Raw genomic sequence first — 22,420 nt, forward strand, 5'->3', positions numbered from 1 at the left:
ACACCTCACGCGCCAATCGTTGCGAGACCCTCGGGCAAAACTGTAACGTGTTCTAGTTAGAGGCCAATTTTCTGGAGGCGCCACGTGAGCACCGACACCGCACACAGCGGCATCCGCGAGATCGACACCGGTTCGCTGCCCGACCGCTATGCCCGGGGCTGGCACTGCCTGGGCCCGGTGAAGGACTACCTCGACGGCAAGCCGCACGGCGTCGAGATCTTCGGCACCATGCTGGTGGTGTTCGCCGACTCCCACGGGGATGTCAAGATCCTCGACGGCTACTGCCGGCACATGGGCGGCAACCTGGCCCAGGGCACCATCAAGGACGACACCGTGGCCTGCCCGTTCCACGACTGGCGCTGGGGCGGCGACGGCAAGTGCAAGCTGGTGCCGTACGCCAAGCGCACGCCACGGCTGGCCCGCACCCGGGCCTGGCATACCGACGTGCGCGGCGGCCTGCTGTTCGTCTGGCACGACCACGAGGGCAACCCGCCGCAACCCGAGGTGCGCATCCCCGACATCCCGGAGTTCGCCAGCGACGAGTGGACCGACTGGCGGTGGAACACGATGCTCATCGAGGGCAGCAACTGCCGCGAGATCATCGACAACGTCACCGACATGGCGCACTTCTTCTACATCCACTACGGTCTGCCGACGTACTTCAAGAACGTCTTCGAAGGCCACATCGCCAGCCAGTACCTGCACAACGTCGGCCGGCCCGACATCGACGACATGGGCACCACCTACGGGGAGGCCCACCTCGACTCCGAGGCGTCCTACTTCGGCCCGTCGTTCATGATCAACTGGCTGCACAACAACTACGGCGGCTTCAAGGCCGAGTCCATCCTGATCAACTGCCACTATCCGGTGACCCAGGATTCGTTCGTGCTGCAGTGGGGCGTCATCGTCGAGAAGCCCAAGGGCCTCGACGAGCAGACCACCGACAAGCTCGCCCGGGTCTTCACCGAAGGCGTCAGCAAGGGCTTCCTGCAGGATGTGGAGATCTGGAAGCACAAGACCCGCATCGACAATCCGCTGCTGGTCGAGGAGGACGGTGCCGTCTACCAGATGCGCCGCTGGTACCAGCAGTTCTACGTCGACGTCGCCGACGTCACTCCGGAGATGACCGACCGCTTCGAGATCGAGGTCGACACCACCGCGGCCAACGAGTACTGGCACGGTGAGATCGAGGAGAACCTCAAGCGCCAGGAGGCGGAGAAGGCCGAACAGCCGACGTCATGACCGACCACGACAGGCAGGACGACGAGGTCGACCGGCTGGCCCGGTCGATGCTCCTGCTGCACGGCGGTCACGACGACGACGATCATCCCGAGCCGTCGTCCGCCGGCGGCCGCCGGAGTTGGTCCAAGGCGCCCGACTTCGCGAACGACGAGGCACGGGCCGCGGCCGTCCGCGAGGCCACCGCGCGTGATCGCGAGCGGTACCTCAATTCGGGCCTGGTGTCGGTGGACTGCCGGTTCTGCCACGTCGCGGTGAAGGTCAAGAAGCTGGGGCCGGCGCACACCTCGGTGCAGTGGAATTCCGAAGCCGCGCAACGGTGTGCGTACTTCACCGAGGTCCGGGAATCCGGCGGTCAGCCGGCGCGCAGCCGGGCCTGCCCGAAACTCGCGGACAGCATCAAGCACGCCGTCGCCGAGGGATGCCTCGAGGAGATGTCCTCGGCGCCCTCCCCCGGCGACGGGTGATCACAGCCCGGCGAAGCGCTCCCTGACCTGCTCGTCGGTCAGGCCGTAATCGGCCAGCGAGTACGTGTGCTTGGGCGCGCGGGGACCCTGCTGGCTCGCGGTGTGGCTCGCGGCGATCGCCTCGCGCGCCGCGTCGGTGAACTCGAGGCCGAAGCGCCGGTAGATGCCCTCGACGCTGGCGACCGGATCCTTGATGAACTCGAAGTAGTCGACGTCGCAGAACTGGTCCGGGTTCTGTTGCGCGCGAACCTCGTTGAACCGCCGCAGCCCTCGCGACCACGTCTCCATCGCGTCCTCACCGATGCGCGTTCCGACGAACGAGTTCGACCAGCCGGCAGTGGTGTGCTGCGACAGCGAGCACATCGACGCCATGATGGTCTCGACCGGCCGGTGGCACTGCACCACCAGCGCGTCGGGATAGGTGGCGAACAGCGCATCGAGCGCGAACAGGTGGCTCGGATTCTTCAGCACCCAGCGCTTCTCGACGTCGTTGAGCCCGATCAGCTGCAGGTTCTTGCGGTGGCGCTGGTAGGGCTTGGTCCAGTCCTGTCGTGCCAGCCACTGTGAATAGGTGGGCAGGTGGGCCAGGGTCTCGTAGGACACCGAGTGCAGCGACTGCCGTAGCAGCTGCCAGCATTCCTCGACCTCGTCGGGGGTCATGAAGTGCAGGCCGGTGTAGTCGGGGTCTTCGGCGTGCGCCTTGGCGAACTGTGCGTCGAGCTGCTGGAAAACCGGGTTCTGCGACCACGTCTCACGTGGCGGACGCGGCTGCGGGAACTCCGCGAGCCACAGTTCCAGCCCCTGGTGACGTGGATCGGCGGTCAGCAGCCGGTGGATGACGGTGGTTCCGGTGCGCGGGAGACCGGTCACGAAGATCGGCCGCTCGATCGCGACGTCGGCATGCTGCGGGTACTGCTTCCACGCCGCTTCGGAGACCAGCCGGGCCACCAGCGCGTTGCGGACGAAGAAGCGCTGCATCTTGCTGCCGAACTCGGTCAGGTCCGCATCGCGTTGGAAGGACTCGAGCAGAACGCCGAGCGCCTCACGGTAGTTGTCGTCGTCGCCGCCGAAGTCGTCGAGCCCGCACGCCTTCGTCGCGGAGGCATGCAGGTCCTCGACCGTGCCGACGTCCGTGCGGGGGCTCACGCCTTGTACTCCCCGCAGTTCACGTCGAGCGTCTGGCCGGTGATGCCGCTGGACAGATCGCTGGCCATGAACAGGATCGCCGAGGCCACCTCGTCCTCGGTCGGCAGCCGCTTGAGGTCCGACGCCGCCGCGGTGGCCTGGTAGATCTGGTCGACGGTCGTGCCGTACTTGCCGGCCTGGTGGGTGAAGTAGCTCTCCAGCGTGCCGCCCCAGATGTAGCCGGGCACCACGGAGTTGACCCGGATGCCCTGCTCGCCGAGTTCGGTGGCCAGCGACTGCGACATGGCCAGCAGCGCGGACTTGGCCATCTTGTAGGCGCCGTACTTGGCCTGCGAATGCCGCACCACCATCGAATTCACGTTCACCACCGATCCATTGGCCTCGGCGAGTGCGGGGGTGAAGCCCTGGGTGAGCCGCAGCGCACCCAGCACGGTCAGCTCGATGGCCTCGCGGATGTGCTCGAAGGTGGTGTTGGCCAGGGGCTTCATCGACGGCACCCGGAACGCGTTGTTGATCAGGACGTCGACCTTGCCGTAGGCCTGCATGGACTGTTCGACCAGGTTGGCCACCTGCCCGTCGTCGGTGATGTCGGTGCCGACGGCGACCGCGCGCCGCCCCATGTCGGTGATCTGCTTGGCGACGTCGTCGAGGCGCTCGACGGTCCGTGCGGCCAGCACCAGATCCGCTCCTGCCTCGGCGCACCGCCGCGCGAGCGTGGTGCCCAGCGCGGGACCCACCCCGCTGATCACGACGACTTTGTCTGCGAGCAGGCCGTTCCCGATTGCGCTCATCAACCCACCATCCTGTTGCCGATCTGCTTCTGGCGCAGCGCGATCCGCGCGCGCCAGTCCTCGTCCGAGATCTTGTTCTGTTCGTGGTAGGGCAGGGCGCCCGCCACCTGATCGACGTCGACGATCTCCACCGTCGGGCCGTCCGCCTCGGTCAGCTCGCGCGAGACCCGCTGCCACCGGAACTGCACGTAACCCTTGCGGTGGCCGAGGGTTTCACACCAGTTGGTGACACCCGGGTTCGCCTCGGAGACGACGATGCGGATTTTGCCGTCCGGATCCGGTTGCGCCTGAGTGCCGTTGAGCGAGGTCTGATGGTTGATGTAGTCCAGCGAGATGTACCAGAGGCTGCCGAGCTGGAAGCCCATGTAGGGCGCGTCGGAGACGGGAACCGTGATGACCATGGCTTGCGCGGGGTCGAGGTCGTAGTGCCCGGCCGACGAGTATTGCGTGGCCAACCCGCCCGGGGTCAGGCGTGGGGCGACCAACGTGTTCACCGGCAGGTTGTCGTAGAACCACTGCGGGAACTGCAGCCACGTCTTGACCCGCTGCACCAGCTGCTTTCCGGCGACGGCGTAGCGCTTGTCGATGAGTTCGCGGGTCAGCGGTGGCGGCGCGGTGCCTTCGGTGTCGGTGCGGGCGATCGCGAAGGTGCCGCGCCGGGCGGCCCAGTCGTTGTAGACCTCCCGGATCACCAGCTGCGACGGCACGTCCGGGGTGAACCGCCACTCGAAGGTGCCGTCGTCGGCGATGGTGAGTCTGCGGTCGTCGAAGGCGGTCTCGCTGTCGGGAACCACCTCGTCGGTGTATTCGCCGCCGAGCAGCTGGAAGCTGACATCGGTGGTGGTGCCGCGGGTTCCGGTGACCACATATTCGTGCCCGGGCTGCACCCGGGTGCCGAAGTAGAGGGTGTCGGGGTTGTCGAGTCCCATCTTGGTGAACGGGCCGGTGCCGCTGTGCAGGAACGGGCGGTCACGGTCGTAGTCGAACGCGACGTGGGTGCATGCGGCGATACAACCGGCGAGGTACTGCAGGCCTTCGAGCAGATCGGCCTCGGATTCGATGAACGGGGCCTCGGACACCAGTTTCTCCGCCTCGGCGATCGCCTCGGCCAGCGGCTGTGAGAACACGCCTCGAAACTAGAACGTGTTCTCATCACAGTCAATATACGAACCGCTTCGTTCCAACTGTGGAACGCGCGCTAGTGTCGCGGCATGTCTCCGACACAGGCCGAGACGTCCGGCCGCACGTCGCCGCCGTCCGAGCGCGTGATGCGCATCCTCGACTTCCTCGCCGACCATCCCGACCGGCGCTTCGGTGTGTCCGACCTGGCCCGCCGGGTCGAGCTGAGCAAGCCCACCTGTCTGGGCATCGTGACCGCCCTGACCGACGCCGGATACCTGCTCCGCGACGCGGCGGACAAGACGTACCGGCTCGGGCCCGCGCTGATCAGGCTGGGACACAAGGCACAGGAGTCGATGCGGGTCAGTCCGGCGGCCCGGGAGGAGTTGCGTCGGCTGTCAACCCGATTCCGCGTCACCGCGGCGCTGTCCGGTGTGGTTGAGGATCGGATCACGCTGCTCGACCTCGTCGCGCCGGCAGGCGCCCGGCCCGGCGTCGAGGTGGGCCAGAGCTATCCGTTCGCTCCGCCGGTGGGGTTGATGTTCGTGCTGTGGGACGACGATGCGGTGCGCAGCTGGCTCGCCAGAGAGCCCACGATCCCGTTGCGCACCGGCACCGAACGGCTCGACCGAGTGATGGCCGAATGCCGTGCGGACGGCTATCTGGTTGAGCGGCAGACCCCCGGCGGACGACGGCTGTACCGGTTGATGGCGGGTATGTCGAGCGATCTTCCCGAAGAGTTGAGAGCCCTGCTCGGCGAACTCGTCTCCGACATCGGTGAGCGGGTGTACCTCCGCAGCGAACGTTCGCAGGGACGGAGACGGCATGACATCAGCGTCATCTCCGCCCCGGTCTACGACCATCACGGGCGCCAGGTCATGGTGGCCTCGATGCACATCGGCACACCACTGAGCGACAACGAGATCCAGGAGCGCGCCCGCGCAGTGGTCGCGACAGCCGATGCGGTGACCCGCCAGCTCGGCGGCACCCCGCCCAGCGGTGGCCACGGACGGGCTCAGCGGTGACCGCCGGACGTTCTGCGCCGCAACGTCACGGGTAGTCCGTCGGCCGGCGTGGGGCCGGTGCCCCAGCTCAGCACCGGGCGGTAGTCGGCGGGCACGCGCCAGTCGAAGTGACGCAGAAGTTGCTGCATGACGGCCTTGACGTTCATGTCGGCGAACCGCTCCCCGAGACACTTGTGCACCCCGCCACCGAAGGGCGCGAACGCGTAGCGGTGCACCGGGCCGGCGTCCGCGCCGTCGAGGAACCGGCGCGGATCGAACCGATCCGGCTCGGGCCACCAGTCGGCGAGCCGCATCGAGGCATAGACGTTGATCGCGATCTGACTCCCGCGCGGAATGAAGTGACCGGCCACGTCGGTGTCGGCGATCGCCTGGCGGAACAGAGTTCCGGCCGGGGCGTACATCCGCAGCGTCTCCTTGAACGCTGCGTCGAGCAGTGGATAGCCCTCGTCGAGGTCGCGAATGCCGAAGCCCCCGCGTGCGTTTCCGAGTGCCTCGTCGCGCAGCTGGTCCTGCCATTCGACATTGCGGCCGAGTTCGTAGACCAGCATCGAGATGGCGATGGCACTGGTGTCGTGGGCGGCCATCAGCAGGAAGATCATGTGGTTGACGATGTCGGCATCGCTGAAGCGCTCCCCGGAGTCGCTGCGGCTGCGGCACAGCATCGAGAGCAGGTCTGTGCCGTCACCGGCCCGCCGCGCCGGGAGCTGAGCGGCGAAGTAACGTTCCAGCCGTTCGCGCGCGCGCAGACCGCGCGCCCAGGCGCCGCCCGGGACGTCGGCGCGGATCACCGCCTGGCCACCGCAGACCGTATCGTGGAAATCGGCGGCCAGCTGGGCCGATTCGGTGCCGAGCCGGACGCCGACGAAGACCTCGGCGGCCTGGTCGAGGAGCAGGCGCTTGACCGCGGTGTAGACGGGGAAGTTCGGCGACGCCGGCCAGCCGGTGACGGTTCGCTCGATACCCGGCCGCATGAGGTCGAGGTATCCGTCGAGTGCGCTGCGGGTGAACGCCTGCTGCATGATGCGGCGATGGTCGCGGTGTTCTGCAAAGTCGAGCAGCATGATGCCGCGGTGAAAGAACGGCCCGATCACCGGAGCCCAACCGCGCGTGCTCGAGAAGGCCTTGTCCCTGTTGACCCACGCCGCCTCCAGAGCGTCGGGACCCATCAATTGCACGATGCGGAAACCGATCCCGCCGGCCCACGACACCGGCCCGTAGCGCTCGTAGCGTCGCCGGGCGAAATCGAGCGGGTCGACGATCGAACTCATGATGTGTCCGAGCACGGGGAATCCGTAGTTGCCCAGCACCGGTTTCAGGTGGGAGCCCGCGGGCGGACGGGCCAGGGCACGGTCTCGGCTGGGATACCGAGCCGTCACGCCCGCCGCCGCCGACTGCAGACGGTGTTTGGCGAACGCCACGGGGTCGGCGGCCGAGCTGGTCATCGAGTGAGTCCCATCGGAGCTCCTCACCTCACGTCTGGCACGAGCCGTGCCAGATAATGTGGTACTGAACCGTGCCAGATATCGGGCCCGGGGTCAAGGGTCCTCCGTCGCACCGAACCGGGGTGCGACGATCATGCGGTGGCCGACACACCGGGACGGAGTTACGGCGGGCAGACCGCCGACTCACGCCGCATGCAGCGGCGCGCCCGATTGGTGGATGCCGCGATCGAGGCCATCGCCGACGATGACTGGCGCACCATCACGGTCGACCGCCTGTGCGCCGAGGCCGGCCTCAACAAGCGGTACTTCTACGAGAGTTTTGCCGGCCTCGACGAGGTCGCGACCGCCGCGGTCGACGACATCGCCGGCGAGGTGCGCGACGCGACGACGACCGCGATCGCGGGCACCTCGGGCCAACCGCTGGAGGCGCAGGCGACCGCGGCCGTCGACGCGCTGGTGCGCACCCTGGTCGAGGACCCCCGGCGCGGCCGGGTTCTCCTGGGTGGCGTCGCCGGTTCGTCGGTCCTGCACGGTCATCGGGCAGCCGTGATGCGGCAATTGACCGCGGTGCTCATCGGTCATGCGCGCACCGTCCACGACGTCGAACTCGAGTCCGACCCGCTCGCGGAGGTGACTCCCGCGTTCATCGTCGGCGGAACCGCCGACGCCATCCTCGCGTACCTCGATGGTCGCGCTGACGTCACCGTCGAGGAGCTCGTCGCCGGCCTGACCACGCTGTGGCTCATCACCGGCAACGGCGCCGCCGAAGTGGCACGGAGGCGCAGGCGCTAACTGACCGCGGCGATCGCGAACGGCAGCACCTCCGGCGCGCCGGCCGCCCGCACCACCCGGGCCGCCATCGTCAGCGTCCACCCGCTGTCGGCGAGGTCGTCGACGAGCAGGACCGGGCCGCCGACCGCGGACAGATCCGGCGACTCCCACGAATCCTGCAGTGCCGCAACGCGGTACGCCGAGTTCGCCGCCGTCACCGGCCGGCGCTCCGGCCGGTAGCGCAGGGTGCCGAGGTCGGTGAGCCGGCCGAGTTCGGCCAGCCGCGCCGACAGCGAGGCAATCAGCCGCGGCCGGGTCGCCGAGTCCATCGCGAGCACGGCGACCGGACGCGTCTGCCAGTCCCAGGCGGCCAGCACGTCGACGGCGGCGCGCACCACGTCGTCGGTGACGTCGCCATCGGGTTCGTCGAGGACGCGACGCAGCCGGGCGCCCCAGCCCAGATCGGTCAACCGCCCGATCACCCGGCCGGTGGCGGGCCCGTCGCCGATGCGGCCGGACAGCTCGAGGCCGAGCTTGGCCAGCCCGGACGGCCACTGCTTACGCGGGCTGAGTTCGACGCCGGGACGCATCAGCCGCTGCCGGGCGTCCTCGGCCGCGGCCGCATCGACCTCGCCACCCAGCCGGGTGCCGGTGCAGTTGTCGCAGCGTCCGCACCGCTCACCGTCGGCCAGCTCCGGGTCGTCGAGTTGCGCGCGCAGGAATGCCATCCGGCAGCCGTCGGTGCCCTGGTAGTCCAGCATGGCCTGCTGTTCGCGGCGGCGGGCCTCGTCGAGCTTGCGGTAGCGCTCCTCGTCATAGGTCCACGGCTGCCCGGTGCTCACCCAGCCGCCCTTGACGCGGCGCACCGCACCGTCGACGTCGAGCACCTTGAGCACCATCTCCAACCGGCTGCGGTTGAGGTCGACGAGCGGTTCGAGCGCGGGCGTGGACTGCGGCCGCTCGGCGTCCAACGCGCGGATCACGTCGCGCACCATCGCCTCGGACGGGAACGCGACGGACGCGAAGTACCGCCACACGTCCTGATCCTCGCGGCCGGGTAGCAGCACCACCTCGGCGCTGTCGGTCGCGCGCCCCGCACGCCCGACCTGCTGGTAGTACGCGATCGGCGAGGACGGTGCGCCGAGGTGGACGACGAAGCCCAGATCCGGCTTGTCGAACCCCATCCCCAGCGCCGAGGTGGCCACCAGCGCCTTGACCCGGTTGCCCAGCAGGTCGGCTTCGAGCTGTTCGCGTTCGGTCGCGTCGGTCGAACCGGTGTAGGCGGCGACCGGATGGCCGTGTTCGCGCAGCAGCGTGGCCATGTCGTGGGCCTGGGCGACGGTCAGCGTGTAGACGATGCCCGACCCCGGCAGCTCACCGAGATGGGTGGCCAGCCAGGCCGCCCGCTGCGCGGGGTTGCCGGCCCGGACCACCGACAGCCGCAGCGATTCGCGGTCCAGGCCGCCGCGCAGCACCAACGTGTCGCGTCCGCCGACCCCGAGCTGTCCGCGGACGTCGTCGACCACCCGGTCGTTGGCGGTGGCGGTGGTGGCCAGCACCGGGATGCCGTCGCCGAGCTCGCCGATCAGGGTGCGGATCCGCCGGTAGTCGGGACGGAAGTCATGACCCCAATCCGAAACGCAGTGCGCCTCGTCGACGACCACCAGACCGGCGTCGGCGGCCAGCGCGGGCAGCACGTTGTCGCGGAAGTCGGGGTTGTTCAGCCGTTCGGGGCTGACGAGCAGCACGTCGAGGTCACCGTCACGCACCCGCTGCTGGATCTCGTCCCATTCGGCGACGTTGCCGGAGTTGATGGTCGCCGCCCGCACCCCCGCACGCTGGGCGGCGGCCACCTGGTTGCGCATCAGCGCCAGCAGCGGAGACACGATGACCGTGGGCCCGCGGCCGGCGTTGCGCAGCAGCTTGGCGGAGATGAAGTACACCGCGGACTTCCCCCAGCCGGTGCGCTGCACGACGAGGGCCTGCCGCCGGTGCACCACCAGCGCCTCGATGGCCGTCCACTGGTCGTCGCGCAGGGTGGCGTGCGGACCGGCCAGTTGTTCGAGCAGAGCCTGGGCGTCGTCGCGGGTCGCGGTCTCGGGCGAGCGGAGCGACGGTGGGGTCGACATGCCCCCATCGTGCCCGGCGGCGGTGACAGTCCGGACGCCTACCGGATGACCAGCCAGATGGCGGCGAAGTGGCAGACCGCCGCGGCCGCGGTGAACGCGTGGAACACCTCGTGGTGCCCGAAGGTGCTCGGCCACGGGTTCGGCCACCGGGTGCCGTAGCAGACGGCACCCGCGTTGTAGAGCACCGCGCCGGCGACCAGCAGCGCAACGGCGGTGGCGCCCGCACCCAGCAGCAGTACCTCGGCGAAGAAGATCGCCACGTATCCGAGGGTCAGGTAGAGCGGCACCCCCACCCATCGCGGGCTCGACGGCCACAGCATCTTGAGCAGCACGCCGGCGGCCGCACCGGTCCATACGATGGCCAGCACCTCGTATCCGGTCTGCGGGGGCATGGCCAACAGCGCGAAAGGGGTGTAGGTGGCGGCGATGAACACGAAGATGGCCGAGTGATCGACACGCTTCATCCACTTCTGGGCGGCGGCCGAGGTCCAGCGGACGCGATGGTAGGTGGCGCTGACCGTGAACATGCCGACGATCGCGGTCACGTAGACCAGGGCGGCCCAGATGGCCAGCGGCTCGTCGGCAGCGGTCCAGGCCACGCCGAGAAGGGCCGTCCCGCCGATCACCGCGCCTGCCGCGGCGACGACGTGGATCCAGCCCCGGGCGCTGGGCGGGCGCAACACCTCGACGGGCAGGCCGACACCGGCCAACTGATCGTTCAGAGCATCTCCGATGTCGCAGCGGCCGGTCATGCTCACGGCGCCGTCGCAGCGGCGACAGCGCTGCACAGCCTACCGGCGGCGGGCCGCCCCGACGCGGGGCCACGCGGTGGCGCCGAGCGATGTGTCAGCTCACGGATTCGCGGGAACGCAGCGGTGTGCACGTGAGAGCTCTCGCCCGGCGACTGCTGACCGTCCTGGTGGTGAGCGTGGCCGTGGGGGCGTGTTCGCCCGAACCGTCGGCACAGTCGTCGCAGAGCGCCCCGCATGCCCTCGACTGGGGGGTGTTCGTCCCGGACGATCAGGCCGGCTCGAGCGACCTCGCGGTGGTCACCGACATGGCCGGCGCGACCCCCGGCTACGTCCTGCGCTTCGCCGCGATCAACGATCAGGTGCCGCTCGGCGCGCTGTCCGCGATCACCGCCGGCGGCGCCGTCCCGATCCTCACGCTCGAGCTGTGGCAGCCGGGCGCGGGACCCGAGCAACCCGCGTACTCGCTGCGTCGCATCCTGGCCGGCGACTTCGACAGCCGCCTCGAGGCGTGGGCGCGGATCCTCGCCGACTGGGGTTCCCCGCTGATCCTGCGGACCGGCCACGAGATGAACAGCACCTTCTACCCGTGGTCGGTGCGGGTGAACGGGAACACGGCCGTCGAATCGGCCGCGGCGTGGCGCCACGTCCGCGAGATATTCCGCCGGGCCGGCGCCGACAACGTCGCGTTCATGTGGTGCCCGGACGCCTCGGCCGACGGGCTCGGCGACATGGCGGCCGCGTTCCCGGGCGCCGACAGCATCGACGTCCTGGGGCTCGACGGTTACAACTGGGGCGAGGGCGACGGCCGCAGCTGGCGCAGTGCGGCCGAGATCTTCGGTGACAGCCTGGCGCAGCTACGCCGCCTGGATCCGCGCCACGACATCGTGATCGCCGAGACCGCCGGCGTCGAGGGTCCGCGGTCGGGCATCGACAAGGCCGACTGGATCTACGGCCTGTTCGACTACCTCGCCACCCAGGACCGGGTGACCGGCGTGGTCTGGTTCCAGGCGGTCAAGGAACGCGACTGGCGGTTCAACTCCTCACCGCAGGCGCAGGAGGCGTTCCGCCAGTCGGTCGCCAAACACTCCGGCCGCTGATCAGCTCGCCGGCGCGGTGTCCATTTCCCGCTTGATCTCGAGTGCGATGTCGATGAGTTGGTCTTCCTGGCCGCCGATCAGCTTGCGCTGACCGGCCCGGTGCAGCAGCTGGTGGGCGGGCACGCCGTAGCGTTCGGACTGGCGGATGGCGTGTTTGAGGAAGCTGGAGTACACCCCCGAGTAGCCCATGATCAGCGCGTTGCGGTCGAGCAGGCATTCGGCCGGCATCGCCGGGGCGACCACCTCCTCGGCGGCGTCGGCGATGTCGAAGAAGTCGATCCCGGTCTTCACACCGATCTTGTCGAACACCCCGATCAACGCCTCCACCGGGGCGTTGCCCGCACCGGCACCGAACCGGCGGCACGACCCGTCGATCTGCTTGGCCCCGGCCCGCACCGCCTCGATCGAGTTCGCCACCCCCAGGCCGAGGTTCTCATGGCCGTGGAAGCCGACCTGCGCATCGTCGCCGAGCTCGGCGACCAGCGCCGCGACCCGGTCGCGCACCCCTTCGAGCACCAGCGCCCCGGCCGAGTCCACCACGTACACGCACTGACAGCCCGCATCGGCCATGATCCGGGCCTGTGCGGCGAGCTTCTCCGGCGCAATGGTGTGGGCCATCATCAAAAACCCGACGGTCTCCAGCCCCAGCTCACGCGCCAGCCCGAAGTGCTGGATCGACACGTCGGCCTCGGTGCAATGGGTGGCGATCCGGCAGATCGCCCCGCCGTTGTTCTGCGCCTGTTTGATGTCCTCCTTGGTGCCCACCCCGGGCAGCATGAGAAACGCGATCTTGGAGTTCTTCGCCGTCTCGGCGGCGAGCTTGATCAGCTCCTGCTCGGGGGTTTTGGAGAACCCGTAGTTGAAACTCGACCCGCCCAGCCCGTCGCCGTGGGTCACCTCGATCACCGGCACGCCCGCGGTGTCCAGGGCCGCGACGATCGCGCCCACCTCATCGGTGGTGAACTGATGGCGTTTGTGATGCGACCCGTCGCGCAGCGACGTGTCGGTCATCCGGATGTCCCACATCGGATCGAAATAGATGTCATTGATGCTCATGATTGGCCTCCCGCCGGAACTGCCACCGATTCCTTGGCGATCTCCTCGCCGACCTTGGCCGCCGCGGCGGTCATGATGTCGAGGTTCCCGGCATACGGCGGCAGGTAGTCCCCCGCACCCTCGACCTCGATGAACGTGGTGACCACCGCCTGGCCGCCGGAGTTCATCGACGGCTCGTCGAACTGCGGGTCGTTGAGCAACCGGTAGCCCGGCACGTAGGTCTGCACCTCGGCGACGACGTCGCGGATCGACTGCGCGATCGCATCGCGGTCGGCGTCCTCGGGAATCGCGCAGAAGATGGTGTCGCGCATGATCATCGGCGGATCGGCGGGGTTGAGAATGATGATCGCCTTCCCCCGCTTGGCGCCCCCGATGTTCTGCACCCCCGCACTCGTCGTCTTGGTGAACTCATCGATGTTGGCCCGCGTACCCGGACCCGCGGACGCCGAGGACACCGACGCCACGATCTCCCCGTAAGGCACCTCCACCACACGGCTCACCGCATGCACGATCGGAATGGTCGCCTGCCCACCGCAGGTCACCATGTTCACGTTCGGCGCATCCAGATGCTCGCGCAGATTCGCCGGCGGGATCACCCCCGGCCCCACCGCCGCCGGTGTCAGGTCGATCGCCCGGATACCCGCCTCGGCATACCTCGGCGCAGCGTCGCGATGCACATAGGCACTGGTCGCCTCGAACACCATGTCCGGCTTCTCCGACTGCCCCAACAGCCAGTCCACCCCCTCATGAGAGGTCTCCAACCCCAACTTCCGCGCCCGCGCCAACCCCTCGGACTCCGGATCGATCCCGATCATCCACCGCGGCTCGAGATACTCCGACCGCTGCAACTTGTACAACAAATCAGTACTGATGTTGCCCGACCCGACGATCGCGACTGACATCTTCTTCCGGAGAGCGGTCTCCGTCATAGTCTCTCCCCTATTCGAAACTCAGCTGTACTGAACCTAACCCGGCGAAGTCGGCGACGAAATGGCTGCCGGGTGGTGCATCTATCGCACGGGTGCACGACCCGGGCAGCACGATGTCTCCGGCCTTCAGTCGTACGCCGAACCCCTCGACCTTGCGGGCCAGCCAGGCCACCGCGGTGACCGGATTGCCCAGCACCGCATCGCTGCGCCCCTCGGCCACGGTCTCCCCGTTGTTGGTGAGCACCGCGTCGATGGCTCTGATATCGATGTCCTTCGGCGACACCCGCGCCTCGCCGAGCACCCACCCGGCCGACGAGGCGTTGTCCGCGATGGTGTCGCAGAGCTTGATCTTCCAGTCGGTGATGCGGGTGTCGATCAACTCGATCGCCGGAGCGAACGCCGCGGTGGCGGCGAGCACGTCCTCCTCGGTGCACCCGGCGCCGGGCAGGTCGTCGGCGAGGATGAACCCGACCTCCACCTCGACTCGCGGATAGAGGTAGTTCGCGCTCTTCACGGGTCGGTCCTCGTAGACCTGCATCTCGTCGAGCAGGTGCCCGTAGTCGGGTTCGTCGACGCCCATCATCTTCTGCATGGCCTCTGACGACAGGCCGACCTTGTGGCCGATGACGCGGGCGCCCTCGGCGACCCGCTGCCGGATGTTGATCAGTTGGATCTCGTAGGCGTCCACAACATCAATGTCGGGTTGTCCGTCGGTCAGGGGTGTGATCGGCACGCGGCTGCGCTCCGCCTGCGCCAGGTCGGCGGCCAGCTGCTCCCGCACCTCGGAACTGAGCATCTCGATGAATTCCCCTCGTTTCGTCGACCGGCGCAGTTGTGGGTCGGCCGCGCAATTCTATAACGTGTTCTACATGACCGGACAGGAGTACGACGTCATCGTGGTGGGCAGCGGAGCCGCCGGCATGGTCGCCGCCCTCACCGCAGCTCACCAGGGCCTCTCGACGATAGTCGTCGAAAAGGCTCCGCACTATGGTGGTTCCACTGCGCGGTCAGGCGGCGGCGTGTGGATCCCGAACAACGAGATCCTCGAGCGCGACGGGGTCAAGGACACGCCGGAGGCCGCCCGGCAGTACCTGCACGCGATCATCGGCGACGTTGTCGAACCGGAGCGCATCGACACCTACCTCGACCGCGGGCCCGAGATGCTGTCGTTCGTGCTCAAGCACTCGCCGCTGAAGCTGTGCTGGGTGCCCGGGTACTCCGACTACTACCCGGAGACGCCCGGCGGCAAGCCGACGGGCCGATCGGTGGAACCCAAGCCGTTCGACGCCAAGAAGCTCGGCGAGGACATGGCCGGCCTGGAACCGCCGTACGGCAAGGTGCCGCTCAACGTCGTGGTGATGCAGCAGGATTACGTGCGGCTCAACATGCTCAAGCGGCATCCGCGCGGAGTGCTGCGCAGCGTCAAGGTCGGCGCCCGCACCATGTGGGCCAAGGCCACCGGCAAGAACCTCGTCGGGATGGGCCGCGCGCTGATCGCCCCGCTGCGCATCGGCCTGCGCCAGGCCGGTGTGCCGGTGCTGCTCAACACCGCGCTCACCGACCTGTACGTCGAGGACGGGGTGGTGCGCGGCATCTATGTCCGGGACATGAACGCGCCGGAAAGCGCCGAGCCACGGTTGATCCGGGCGCGCCGCGGCGTGATCCTGGGTTCGGGTGGGTTCGAGCACAACGAGCAGATGCGGGTGAAGTACCAGCGCGCCCCGATCACCACCGAGTGGACGGTCGGCGCGAAGGCCAACACCGGCGACGGGATCCTCGCGGCCGAGAAGCTCGGCGCGGCGCTCGATGTCATGGAGGACGCGTGGTGGGGCCCGACGGTGCCGCTGGTCGGTGCGCCGTGGTTCGCGTTGTCCGAACGCAACTCTCCCGGGTCGATCATCGTGAACATGAACGGCAAGCGGTTCATGAACGAGTCGATGCCGTATGTCGAGGCATGTCATCACATGTACGGGGGCCAGTACGGCCAGGGCGCCGGGCCCGGCGAGAACATCCCGGCCTGGCTGGTCTTCGATCAGCAGTACCGCGATCGCTACATCTTCGCCGGATTGCAACCGGGTCAGCGCATTCCGAACAAGTGGCTGGAGTCGGGCGTCATCGTCAAGGCCGACACGCTGGCCGAGCTGGCGGCGAAGGCGGGGCTGCCGGCCGAGGCGCTGGCCGCCACGGTGGACCGGTTCAACGGCTTCGCCCGCTCCGGGGTCGACGGGGACTTCCACCGCGGCGAGAGCGCGTACGACCGGTACTACGGCGACCCGACCAACAAGCCGAACCCGAACCTCGGCGAGATCAGCCACGGCCCGTTCTACGCCGCCAAGATGGTGCCGGGAGACCTGGGCACCAAGGGCGGTGTGCGCACCGACGTGCACGGCCGGGCGCTGCGCGACGACGGGTCGGTGATCGAGGGTCTCTACGCGGCGGGCAACGTCAGTGCGCCGGTGATGGGCCACACGTATCCGGGCCCCGGCGGCACGATCGGGCCCGCGATGACGTTCGGCTATCTGGCGGCGCTGCACCTGGCTTCCGCCGGAACGGCGGCATCGGGCACGGTGAACTGATGCCGATCAACCTGGACGAGGCGCTGGGCGCCGAACTGCCTCCGGTCGAATTCTCTTGGAGCAGCAGCGATGTGCAGCTCTACCACCTTGCGCTCGGCGCGGGGGTGGACCCGATGGACGCGCGGGAGCTGCGGTACCTGGTCGACAACACCCCGCAGGTGCTGCCGACGTTCGGCAGCGTGGCGGCCAGCTTCCACATGACCGAACCGCCGTCGGTTCAGTTCCCCGGCATCGAGATCGAACTGGCCAAGGTGCTGCACGGCAGCGAGGCGGTGACGGTTCCGGGCCCCATCCCGCCGTCGGGCACCGGCACCGCGGTCACCCGGGTCACCGACATCTGGGATAAGGGCAAGGCCGCGGTGATCTGGTCGGAGACGACGGTGACCGACGCGTCGGGCACCCCGCTGTGGACGCAGAAGCGGTCGATCTTCGCCCGTGGTGAGGGCGGCTTCGGTGGTGAGCGCGGGCCGTCGTCGTCGACCGAACCGCCGCAACGCACCCCCGACACCCAGGTCGACCTTGCGATCCTGCCGCAGCAGGCGCTGCTGTACCGGCTCTGCGGTGACCGCAACCCGCTGCACTCGGACCCTCAATTCGCCGCGGCAGCAGGCTTTCCGCGCCCGATCCTGCACGGGCTGTGCACCTACGGCGTCGCGTGCAAGGCGATCGTCGACACGTTGCTCGACGGTGACGTGGCGCGGGTGAAGTCCTACGGCGCCCGGTTCGCCGGTGTGGTGTTTCCCGGCGAGACGCTGCGCGCGAACATCTGGCAGCACGAGGGGCGCTACGTCGCGACCGTCACGGTGCCTGCGCGCGACGATGCGGTGGCGTTGTCGGGTGTGGAATTGGTGCCGGCGTAGGGGACGGGTCACAGCGGGGTTTCGGCGGGATGAGGGTTTGGAGTCGCCCCGGAGCTTGGGTCAACCGTCGCTGGCAGTGCGCGTATCGCCCCTGTGCCGACCGGTCCACACCTCGGCGAATGCGTCGAACCGCTTGCCTGCAATCACGTCACCGATCAACCGCGCTTCAGCTCTTGCCCACGCCTCCCCCATCCGTCGATCCCACATCGTGGAGTAGGTGTGGAACTTTCCATCCCTCGGGGTGAACTCACCGAAGACGAGATCGTCTTCACCGCGCAACATGTCGATACGCATGAACGGTGCGGGGATCTCTCGGCTGAGCTGCTCGACCAGTGCCACCTGCTCGTTCGTGACACCGTCGCCGTCGAACCGATGCTCATCCCAGGCGACGCTGAGGGGGTCGCCATCCCGTGACCAGTAGCAGGCTTCGATACCGGGAGAGCGCCGCACCTCGAGAACGAAGAGCACCTCACCATAGAAGGTGTAGAACTTCAGGTTGCGGGCAGGACGCATGGCGGTGGCGTCCTCGAGTACCAATTCCTCCGTGATCCACTTCTTGTCGCGCGCCCGACGACCGCCGTAGGACATGGTGCCGGCATGTGCAATCATCTCCTCCCAGGAGGACAGCGTCTTACCGTCCCGGACGTGATAGATATGGTCTTCGGCGTACACCAGGAATACCCCGTGGCCACCGGTGCCGGAGATCGGCTTCACACAGCAGGGGACTTTTGGTCGCAGGCGGTTGAGGGGAACAGGATCGGAAGACCGCGGCCGTCGGATGCCCAGGGAATCGACGAATATGTATGCCGCGCTCTTACTGTCCAACGCCCAGGCGGCTTGCCGGACTCCCAGTTTGCGCGCCTCAGACTGCTCGATGAGTTTCCCGGCGAAGGATAGCCCAGCCCGCACGGGCAGGCTGTGACTCTCCATGACCCTGACCATGTAATGCGTTAGGTGCCTGGGCTCAGCGAGGTCGAGGAGCGCCCTGATTTCTTCGAGGCGGTCAATGCCACCAGTCTCAATGGATTTCCGCGTGAGCGTCTTCAGCAGTCTGCCGCCGAGTTCAGCGTCGTACGCGTCGCGTGCCGCGAGAACCTGCGCGACATTGTCCGCAGCACGGATGGAAGCCGGACTTCGCTCACCGGCCCGCCCGGACATCACCGCACTGTCGCTGGGTCGTGGCGCACCCAACCTGGAACTGATGTCGGTGGTGCACGTCAGATGCCATCCTCGTCCGTCATGTCCGAGGACGAAGTCGTCGCGAAAGGTGCCGCCGCTATGGCATTCCATGATGTCGTACACGCCAGCCGCCTCCGATTCCAGAATCGGCCGCGGACGGAAGCCAGTGGCTCGGTTGTCCGAGACAAGGGGGTAAAGGCGAAGAGACCCAGTGAGTCCTTCCCCCCGTTGCTCAATGTCCACTCGGGCTACCAGGCTGAACGGTGGTGCGTTGAACTTGCGATACCGGCCCAGCGAATTGAAGATGAAGTTGCCCAGGGAGAAAACAGTCGTTCCATCTGAGCCGGAAACGACTTCTTGCATCCGGTGCGCTCCGTGGCCGATCACGAGATCCGCTCCCGCAGACCACAGCTCCCGATTGAAGTTCACCATCCCGTCGGTGGCCCACTGGTAATTCGAAGGCCCACTCCAGTGCGGGAACACAACGATCACCGAATTGGGATCCTCTGCACGAATTTTGGCGACAGCCTGCATAAGGGATGACGCCCGGCCGTCTGACAGTGGGTTCACCCCCGCGCGTTCTTCGGAGGCATAGAACGCCCACTTACGGGCGTAGCTCGATCGGAACTCGAATCCCGCGAACACATGCAGATTGCCGAAGGGCGCGGGCAGAGTCAACGGTTCCGCCGCGGTGGCGGAATTCGGACCCGCACCGAGAACGCTGATTCCCGCGCCACCGAGTTGGGCGATGGTCTCGAGCAACGGCTTGGCTCCGTAATCCATTGCGTGATTGTTGGCGAGAGATACAACGTCCACGCCGAGCAACTGCAGGACCGATATGGTGCGTTGAGGCTGATCCCAGCCCTGGTATCCCTTCCTCCCACCGAACGGATCGGGTGGTCGCTCACTGAGCACAGTCTCGAGATTCGCTACCAGCAACGATTTGTCCTGGACCAAGGGAGCCACCAGCTCAGCGAAGCTCCACGGGTCCGCCTCCAGTCGACGAAGCTGGTTGGTCAGCCGTGGGTCGGAGAGATAGTGGTCACCCAAGCTCATGTCGCCGACGAACACCAGGCTGACGAGCGACGACGCCTCACCCGGAAGTGGCCGGATCTGGCGCACGGAAAGTGGAGATCTGCGGTCAGCACGTTGAGCGGCATCGGCCCGGGAAGCCCGTGGGCGAGCTGGAGCGGGCTCGGTGGGCGACTGCCCCTCCTTCTTGAGCTTGGCGACGACTTTGTGGAGGTCCGTACCGTGTGAGCCTTTGAAGAGGACGACGTCGCCGTCAGCGAGGGCCGGCTCGAGAATGGCCCACAGGTCGGCCGCCTTGGCGCTATGCGCGCCGCGCACGCCAGGGGGCAGGACATCCCACAATGCGCGCATGTGGGGACCCACAAGGTATACGCTGTCAGCTCCTGACCGTCGGACTGATTCTGCAAGACCGATGTGCAAGTCATCACTGTCGGGACCCAACTCCAGCATGTCGGCCAGAACCGCGATGCGCCGCCCTCCGTCGGGTACCGGGCGTTGTGGCAGGGTGCTCAATGCCGCACGGACCGATGCCGGATTCGCGTTGTACGAGTCGTCGATGATCGTGACCGTGCGGCTCCCGATTTCGGCGACGAACCTGCCACCGCGACCTACCACCTCTTCGGTGGTGGCGAGGGCCGCTGCCGCGTAACGCCAATTCAAGCCCAGGACGGCGACGACAGTGAGTGCGGCAACACTGTTGAGGGCCAAATGTTGACCGCACGGTCCGAGTTTGTAGCGAATCAGCTCTCCCAGGATGCTCGCCTCAACGATCCCGTCTGCTGCGGAATATGACAACAGCCGTGAATCGGCGTCGGCGCTCGTACCGAAGGAAACCGGTACTGCGCCGGCCTGCGAGGCGCGGCGCGCCATGTAGTCGAAGGTATCTGCATCCCGCGGGATCACCGCCGTGCCGTGAGACATCAAGTCGAAGAGGTTGCTCTTCACTTCGGCGATACCTCGCGAGGATCCGAAGTACTCCATGTGCGCCTCGCCAATACTGGTGATTAGCGCAACATCGGGCCGTAGAACGTTGCGCGGCAGCTTGCGGCCGTTTCGCCGGCTCAGGTAGCTCGCCGCCACCTCTAGCACCGCGACTGGCTCGCCGGCCAGGTTCGCCACCTCGCCGTTGATGCCGTCCACGATGTTGAAATTCCTCGTCGGTCGCTTGGGAACTCCGAATTCAGCGAGGAGATTCCCGATCATGTCGCAGGTGCCGGTCTTACCGGCGCTGCCGGTGACAGCCACGAGACGGCCGTGGTATCGAGCTCTGGCGGCGAGGGCCATGGCGGCCACAGCGTTTCGAACAGACGGGACCTTGAGGCGCGGTATGTCATCCGGGATGCCGGCGGCACTCCCGTCGGTAAGCACAGCATGATCGATCCCGGTTATGGCGCATACGGTTTTGAGATTGACTCCGTACCGGAAACTGCGACACCTCGGGATCACAAGCGCATGCCGCTGCACCCGTGACCGCTCGAACGCCAGAGCCGACATCGACCAACCCTCGTCAGGCATGACCTCCCACGTACCACCGGTGACTTCGGCGAGTTCCTTCACCGTCCATGGCGGCGCAGTGGTCTCCACCTGCGCCCTGGCATCCGCCGTCGGCGAACCTGCGCTCATCGTCACCGCCGGCTCGATTGTGCCGCCGGCACAGCGATGTCCGGCAGCCTCGACGCCATACCGCCGGGCGAGGATCAGCGCGTGCAACTGGTGTTGCGTCACGTCGACCCGGAGCGCCGACTCCTTCCTGTGGTTCTGAACCGCGCCATGGAAGCGCGCGGGGGCGGACCGCAGTGCCGCGGGCGCGAGCGGATGACCGAGTTGCCACGAGCACAGTTTGCGAAGTCCGCGGTGTATCACGCATGCGAGTTTTCGAGCAGTTTCGTCATCTCCGATTCGTCGTGCCCATTCCCAAGCCGGAACGATGCCTTCATAGGCGTAGCCGGTATTGCGTGTACGTTCCAGCGTCCGGTGGACGTCGACCATCCACAGCGCTTGCTCGATCAGCCGGCGACCCCAAATAGTCTCGCACTGACCGCAATCAGCGAATGCGAACCAAATCAATGAGCCCCACTGGTAGTACCCTTTGGTCACGTCGGGGTCCGGCTCCCGTGTGAGTGGTTCCCTGACGAAGATCTCGTAGTCCTCTTCCGCCCACTCGAGCGCCCGGGAAATACGGTCGTGCAGACCGAGCTCGAGCGCTGAACGGGTAAGCAGTAGTAGAGCCTCACCACTCGAATAGGGGTCGGCGTCTTTCCCGTGGGTACCGCTCGACGAATCGTAGGTTCCGCTGAATCCACCGTCCGGCAGACGGGCCGCGGACACGAACTCGCAAATGGCATCCAGCGAGGCTCTGACTCTCTCCTGCTCCGCCGGCCCGTCGGAGACGGCGAGCCTCTCGAGGAGCGACAGACCGACCAGGGCCGAAGCCCCGAGTTTGCCCCGGCGGGCGCCCGGCTGTGGCTGCCAACGCCTTCCGCCCTCAACCCGGGCGGTCTCCTCCCACCGTGCGAGCGAGAGGTCGAGCGCTGCCTGATACGCCGGTTCACCTACATCGCGATACAGCAGCGCCATCCCCCAGGTGGCACCAGCTTGTCGCACGACGTTGTCATCGTCGGTCTCTCTGCCGGTCATCCAATCGACCTCGTAGACGAACCGCCCTGCCGGGCGTTGAGCTCCGAGGAGGTAACGCCCGCCCAGATTGATTCCGACGTCCAGGTCGGCGCGTGTGAGCGGGGCGCATCGGGAGTCGGTCATTGGTCCTACGCTCGACGCTGCGGAGCCCTGCCGGGGCGGTTCCGGTTCCA

17 protein-coding genes are annotated in these 22,420 nt (G+C 67.4%); 7 read left to right on the forward strand and 10 right to left on the reverse strand.

Features of this window, described 5'->3' with window-relative positions:
• The first annotated feature begins 84 nt into the window (after positions 1-84).
• Together E4P42_RS05860 and E4P42_RS05865 are read left to right on the forward strand one after the other, a co-directional pair.
• Positions 85-1,242 (forward strand): Rieske 2Fe-2S domain-containing protein, encoded by a 1,158-nt coding sequence (locus E4P42_RS05860; protein WP_135124002.1) that lies wholly within the window; start codon positions 85-87, stop codon positions 1,240-1,242.
• Complete coding sequence (locus E4P42_RS05865; protein WP_135124003.1) at positions 1,239-1,706, forward strand: hypothetical protein; 468 nt, start codon at positions 1,239-1,241, stop codon at positions 1,704-1,706. The genes E4P42_RS05860 and E4P42_RS05865 overlap by 4 nt, the downstream gene beginning before the upstream one ends.
• On the opposite strand, the gene E4P42_RS05870 is transcribed toward E4P42_RS05865, so the two are convergent.
• Genes E4P42_RS05870 through E4P42_RS05880 form a run of 3 tightly spaced genes read right to left on the reverse strand, consistent with a single transcriptional unit; the run spans position 1,707 to position 4,770 of the window.
• Complete coding sequence (locus tag E4P42_RS05870; RefSeq protein ID WP_135124004.1) at positions 1,707-2,852, reverse strand: sulfotransferase; 1,146 nt, start codon at positions 2,850-2,852, stop codon at positions 1,707-1,709.
• Positions 2,849-3,643 carry an SDR family oxidoreductase gene (locus E4P42_RS05875; RefSeq protein ID WP_135124005.1) on the reverse strand — a complete coding sequence of 265 codons (795 nt, stop codon included), beginning with the start codon at positions 3,641-3,643 and terminating at the stop codon, positions 2,849-2,851. Before E4P42_RS05875 ends, E4P42_RS05870 begins: the two co-directional genes overlap by 4 nt.
• On the reverse strand, positions 3,643-4,770 hold the full coding sequence (locus E4P42_RS05880; RefSeq protein WP_135124006.1) for a hypothetical protein: 1,128 nt from the start codon (positions 4,768-4,770) through the stop codon (positions 3,643-3,645). The genes E4P42_RS05875 and E4P42_RS05880 overlap by 1 nt, the downstream gene beginning before the upstream one ends.
• 84 nt (positions 4,771-4,854) lie before the next feature.
• Between E4P42_RS05880 and E4P42_RS05885 the strand changes: the two genes are divergently transcribed.
• Positions 4,855-5,787, forward strand: a complete 933-nt coding sequence (locus E4P42_RS05885) for an IclR family transcriptional regulator (protein WP_135124008.1) — start codon at positions 4,855-4,857, stop codon at positions 5,785-5,787.
• Here E4P42_RS05885 and E4P42_RS05890 read toward each other — a convergent pair.
• Positions 5,778-7,229: a cytochrome P450 gene (locus E4P42_RS05890; protein ID WP_135124010.1), complete on the reverse strand. Its 1,452-nt coding sequence runs from the start codon at positions 7,227-7,229 to the stop codon at positions 5,778-5,780. The genes E4P42_RS05885 and E4P42_RS05890 overlap by 10 nt on opposite strands.
• Before the next feature lie 138 nt (positions 7,230-7,367).
• Between E4P42_RS05890 and E4P42_RS05895 the strand changes: the two genes are divergently transcribed.
• Positions 7,368-8,021: a TetR/AcrR family transcriptional regulator gene (locus E4P42_RS05895; protein ID WP_135124012.1), complete on the forward strand. Its 654-nt coding sequence runs from the start codon at positions 7,368-7,370 to the stop codon at positions 8,019-8,021.
• Here E4P42_RS05895 and E4P42_RS05900 read toward each other — a convergent pair.
• Complete coding sequence (locus E4P42_RS05900) at positions 8,018-10,129, reverse strand: ATP-dependent DNA helicase RecQ (protein WP_135124014.1); 2,112 nt, start codon at positions 10,127-10,129, stop codon at positions 8,018-8,020. The two genes, E4P42_RS05895 and E4P42_RS05900, sit on opposite strands and share 4 nt — an antisense overlap.
• Positions 10,130-10,167: 38 nt before the next feature.
• A complete protein-coding gene (locus tag E4P42_RS05905) occupies positions 10,168-10,881 on the reverse strand; it encodes a hemolysin III family protein (protein ID WP_135124377.1) in 714 nt (237 codons plus the stop codon).
• 131 nt (positions 10,882-11,012) lie between these two features.
• On the opposite strand from E4P42_RS05905, the gene E4P42_RS05910 reads away from it, so the two are divergent.
• The gene (locus E4P42_RS05910; RefSeq protein WP_167759373.1) at positions 11,013-11,978 is read left to right on the forward strand and encodes a glycoside hydrolase family 26 protein; all 966 of its coding nucleotides are present in this window, start codon (positions 11,013-11,015) and stop codon (positions 11,976-11,978) included.
• On the opposite strand, the gene dmpG is transcribed toward E4P42_RS05910, so the two are convergent.
• From dmpG to E4P42_RS05925, 3 genes are read right to left on the reverse strand one after another with little or no spacing between them, the layout of a single operon-like run.
• Positions 11,979-13,034: a 4-hydroxy-2-oxovalerate aldolase gene (gene dmpG / locus E4P42_RS05915; protein ID WP_135124018.1), complete on the reverse strand. Its 1,056-nt coding sequence runs from the start codon at positions 13,032-13,034 to the stop codon at positions 11,979-11,981.
• Positions 13,031-13,963 (reverse strand): acetaldehyde dehydrogenase (acetylating), encoded by a 933-nt coding sequence (locus E4P42_RS05920; RefSeq protein WP_135124021.1) that lies wholly within the window; start codon positions 13,961-13,963, stop codon positions 13,031-13,033. Before E4P42_RS05920 ends, dmpG begins: the two co-directional genes overlap by 4 nt.
• A 10-nt stretch (positions 13,964-13,973) precedes the next feature.
• Positions 13,974-14,759, reverse strand: a complete 786-nt coding sequence (locus E4P42_RS05925) for a 2-keto-4-pentenoate hydratase (protein ID WP_135124023.1) — start codon at positions 14,757-14,759, stop codon at positions 13,974-13,976.
• A gap of 73 nt (positions 14,760-14,832) precedes the next feature.
• Here E4P42_RS05925 and kstD point away from each other — a divergent pair, with 73 nt between their 5' ends.
• Together kstD and E4P42_RS05935 are read left to right on the forward strand one after the other, a co-directional pair.
• Entirely contained in the window at positions 14,833-16,539 is a 1,707-nt protein-coding gene (kstD, locus tag E4P42_RS05930) for a 3-oxosteroid 1-dehydrogenase (protein ID WP_135124025.1), read from the forward strand.
• Positions 16,539-17,399 (forward strand): MaoC/PaaZ C-terminal domain-containing protein, encoded by an 861-nt coding sequence (locus tag E4P42_RS05935; protein ID WP_135124027.1) that lies wholly within the window; start codon positions 16,539-16,541, stop codon positions 17,397-17,399. The genes kstD and E4P42_RS05935 overlap by 1 nt, the downstream gene beginning before the upstream one ends.
• A 60-nt stretch (positions 17,400-17,459) precedes the next feature.
• Here E4P42_RS05935 and E4P42_RS05940 read toward each other — a convergent pair whose 3' ends face one another.
• Positions 17,460-22,370, reverse strand: a complete 4,911-nt coding sequence (locus tag E4P42_RS05940) for a CapA family protein (RefSeq protein ID WP_167759374.1) — start codon at positions 22,368-22,370, stop codon at positions 17,460-17,462.
• Positions 22,371-22,420: the final 50 nt, after the last annotated feature.

It is taken from the genome of Mycobacterium sp. PS03-16, assembly GCF_004570325.1.
GTDB lineage: Bacteria > Actinomycetota > Actinomycetes > Mycobacteriales > Mycobacteriaceae > Mycobacterium.

Excerpts from the sequence above, each read along its gene's own strand:
- E4P42_RS05865 (WP_135124003.1), top strand. The coding sequence starts at position 1,239 with ATGACCGACCACGACAGGCAGGACGACGAGGTCGACCGGCTGGCCCGG.
- E4P42_RS05875 (WP_135124005.1), bottom strand. The coding sequence starts at position 3,643 with ATGAGCGCAATCGGGAACGGCCTGCTCGCAGACAAAGTCGTCGTGATC.
- E4P42_RS05885 (WP_135124008.1), top strand. The coding sequence starts at position 4,855 with ATGTCTCCGACACAGGCCGAGACGTCCGGCCGCACGTCGCCGCCGTCC.
- E4P42_RS05890 (WP_135124010.1), bottom strand. The coding sequence starts at position 7,229 with ATGACCAGCTCGGCCGCCGACCCCGTGGCGTTCGCCAAACACCGTCTG.
- E4P42_RS05900 (WP_135124014.1), bottom strand. The coding sequence starts at position 10,129 with ATGTCGACCCCACCGTCGCTCCGCTCGCCCGAGACCGCGACCCGCGAC.
- E4P42_RS05905 (WP_135124377.1), bottom strand. The coding sequence starts at position 10,881 with ATGACCGGCCGCTGCGACATCGGAGATGCTCTGAACGATCAGTTGGCC.
- dmpG (WP_135124018.1), bottom strand. The coding sequence starts at position 13,034 with ATGAGCATCAATGACATCTATTTCGATCCGATGTGGGACATCCGGATG.
- E4P42_RS05920 (WP_135124021.1), bottom strand. The coding sequence starts at position 13,963 with ATGACGGAGACCGCTCTCCGGAAGAAGATGTCAGTCGCGATCGTCGGG.
- E4P42_RS05925 (WP_135124023.1), bottom strand. The coding sequence starts at position 14,759 with ATGCTCAGTTCCGAGGTGCGGGAGCAGCTGGCCGCCGACCTGGCGCAG.
- kstD (WP_135124025.1), top strand. The coding sequence starts at position 14,833 with ATGACCGGACAGGAGTACGACGTCATCGTGGTGGGCAGCGGAGCCGCC.
- E4P42_RS05935 (WP_135124027.1), top strand. The coding sequence starts at position 16,539 with ATGCCGATCAACCTGGACGAGGCGCTGGGCGCCGAACTGCCTCCGGTC.
- E4P42_RS05940 (WP_167759374.1), bottom strand. The coding sequence starts at position 22,370 with ATGACCGACTCCCGATGCGCCCCGCTCACACGCGCCGACCTGGACGTC.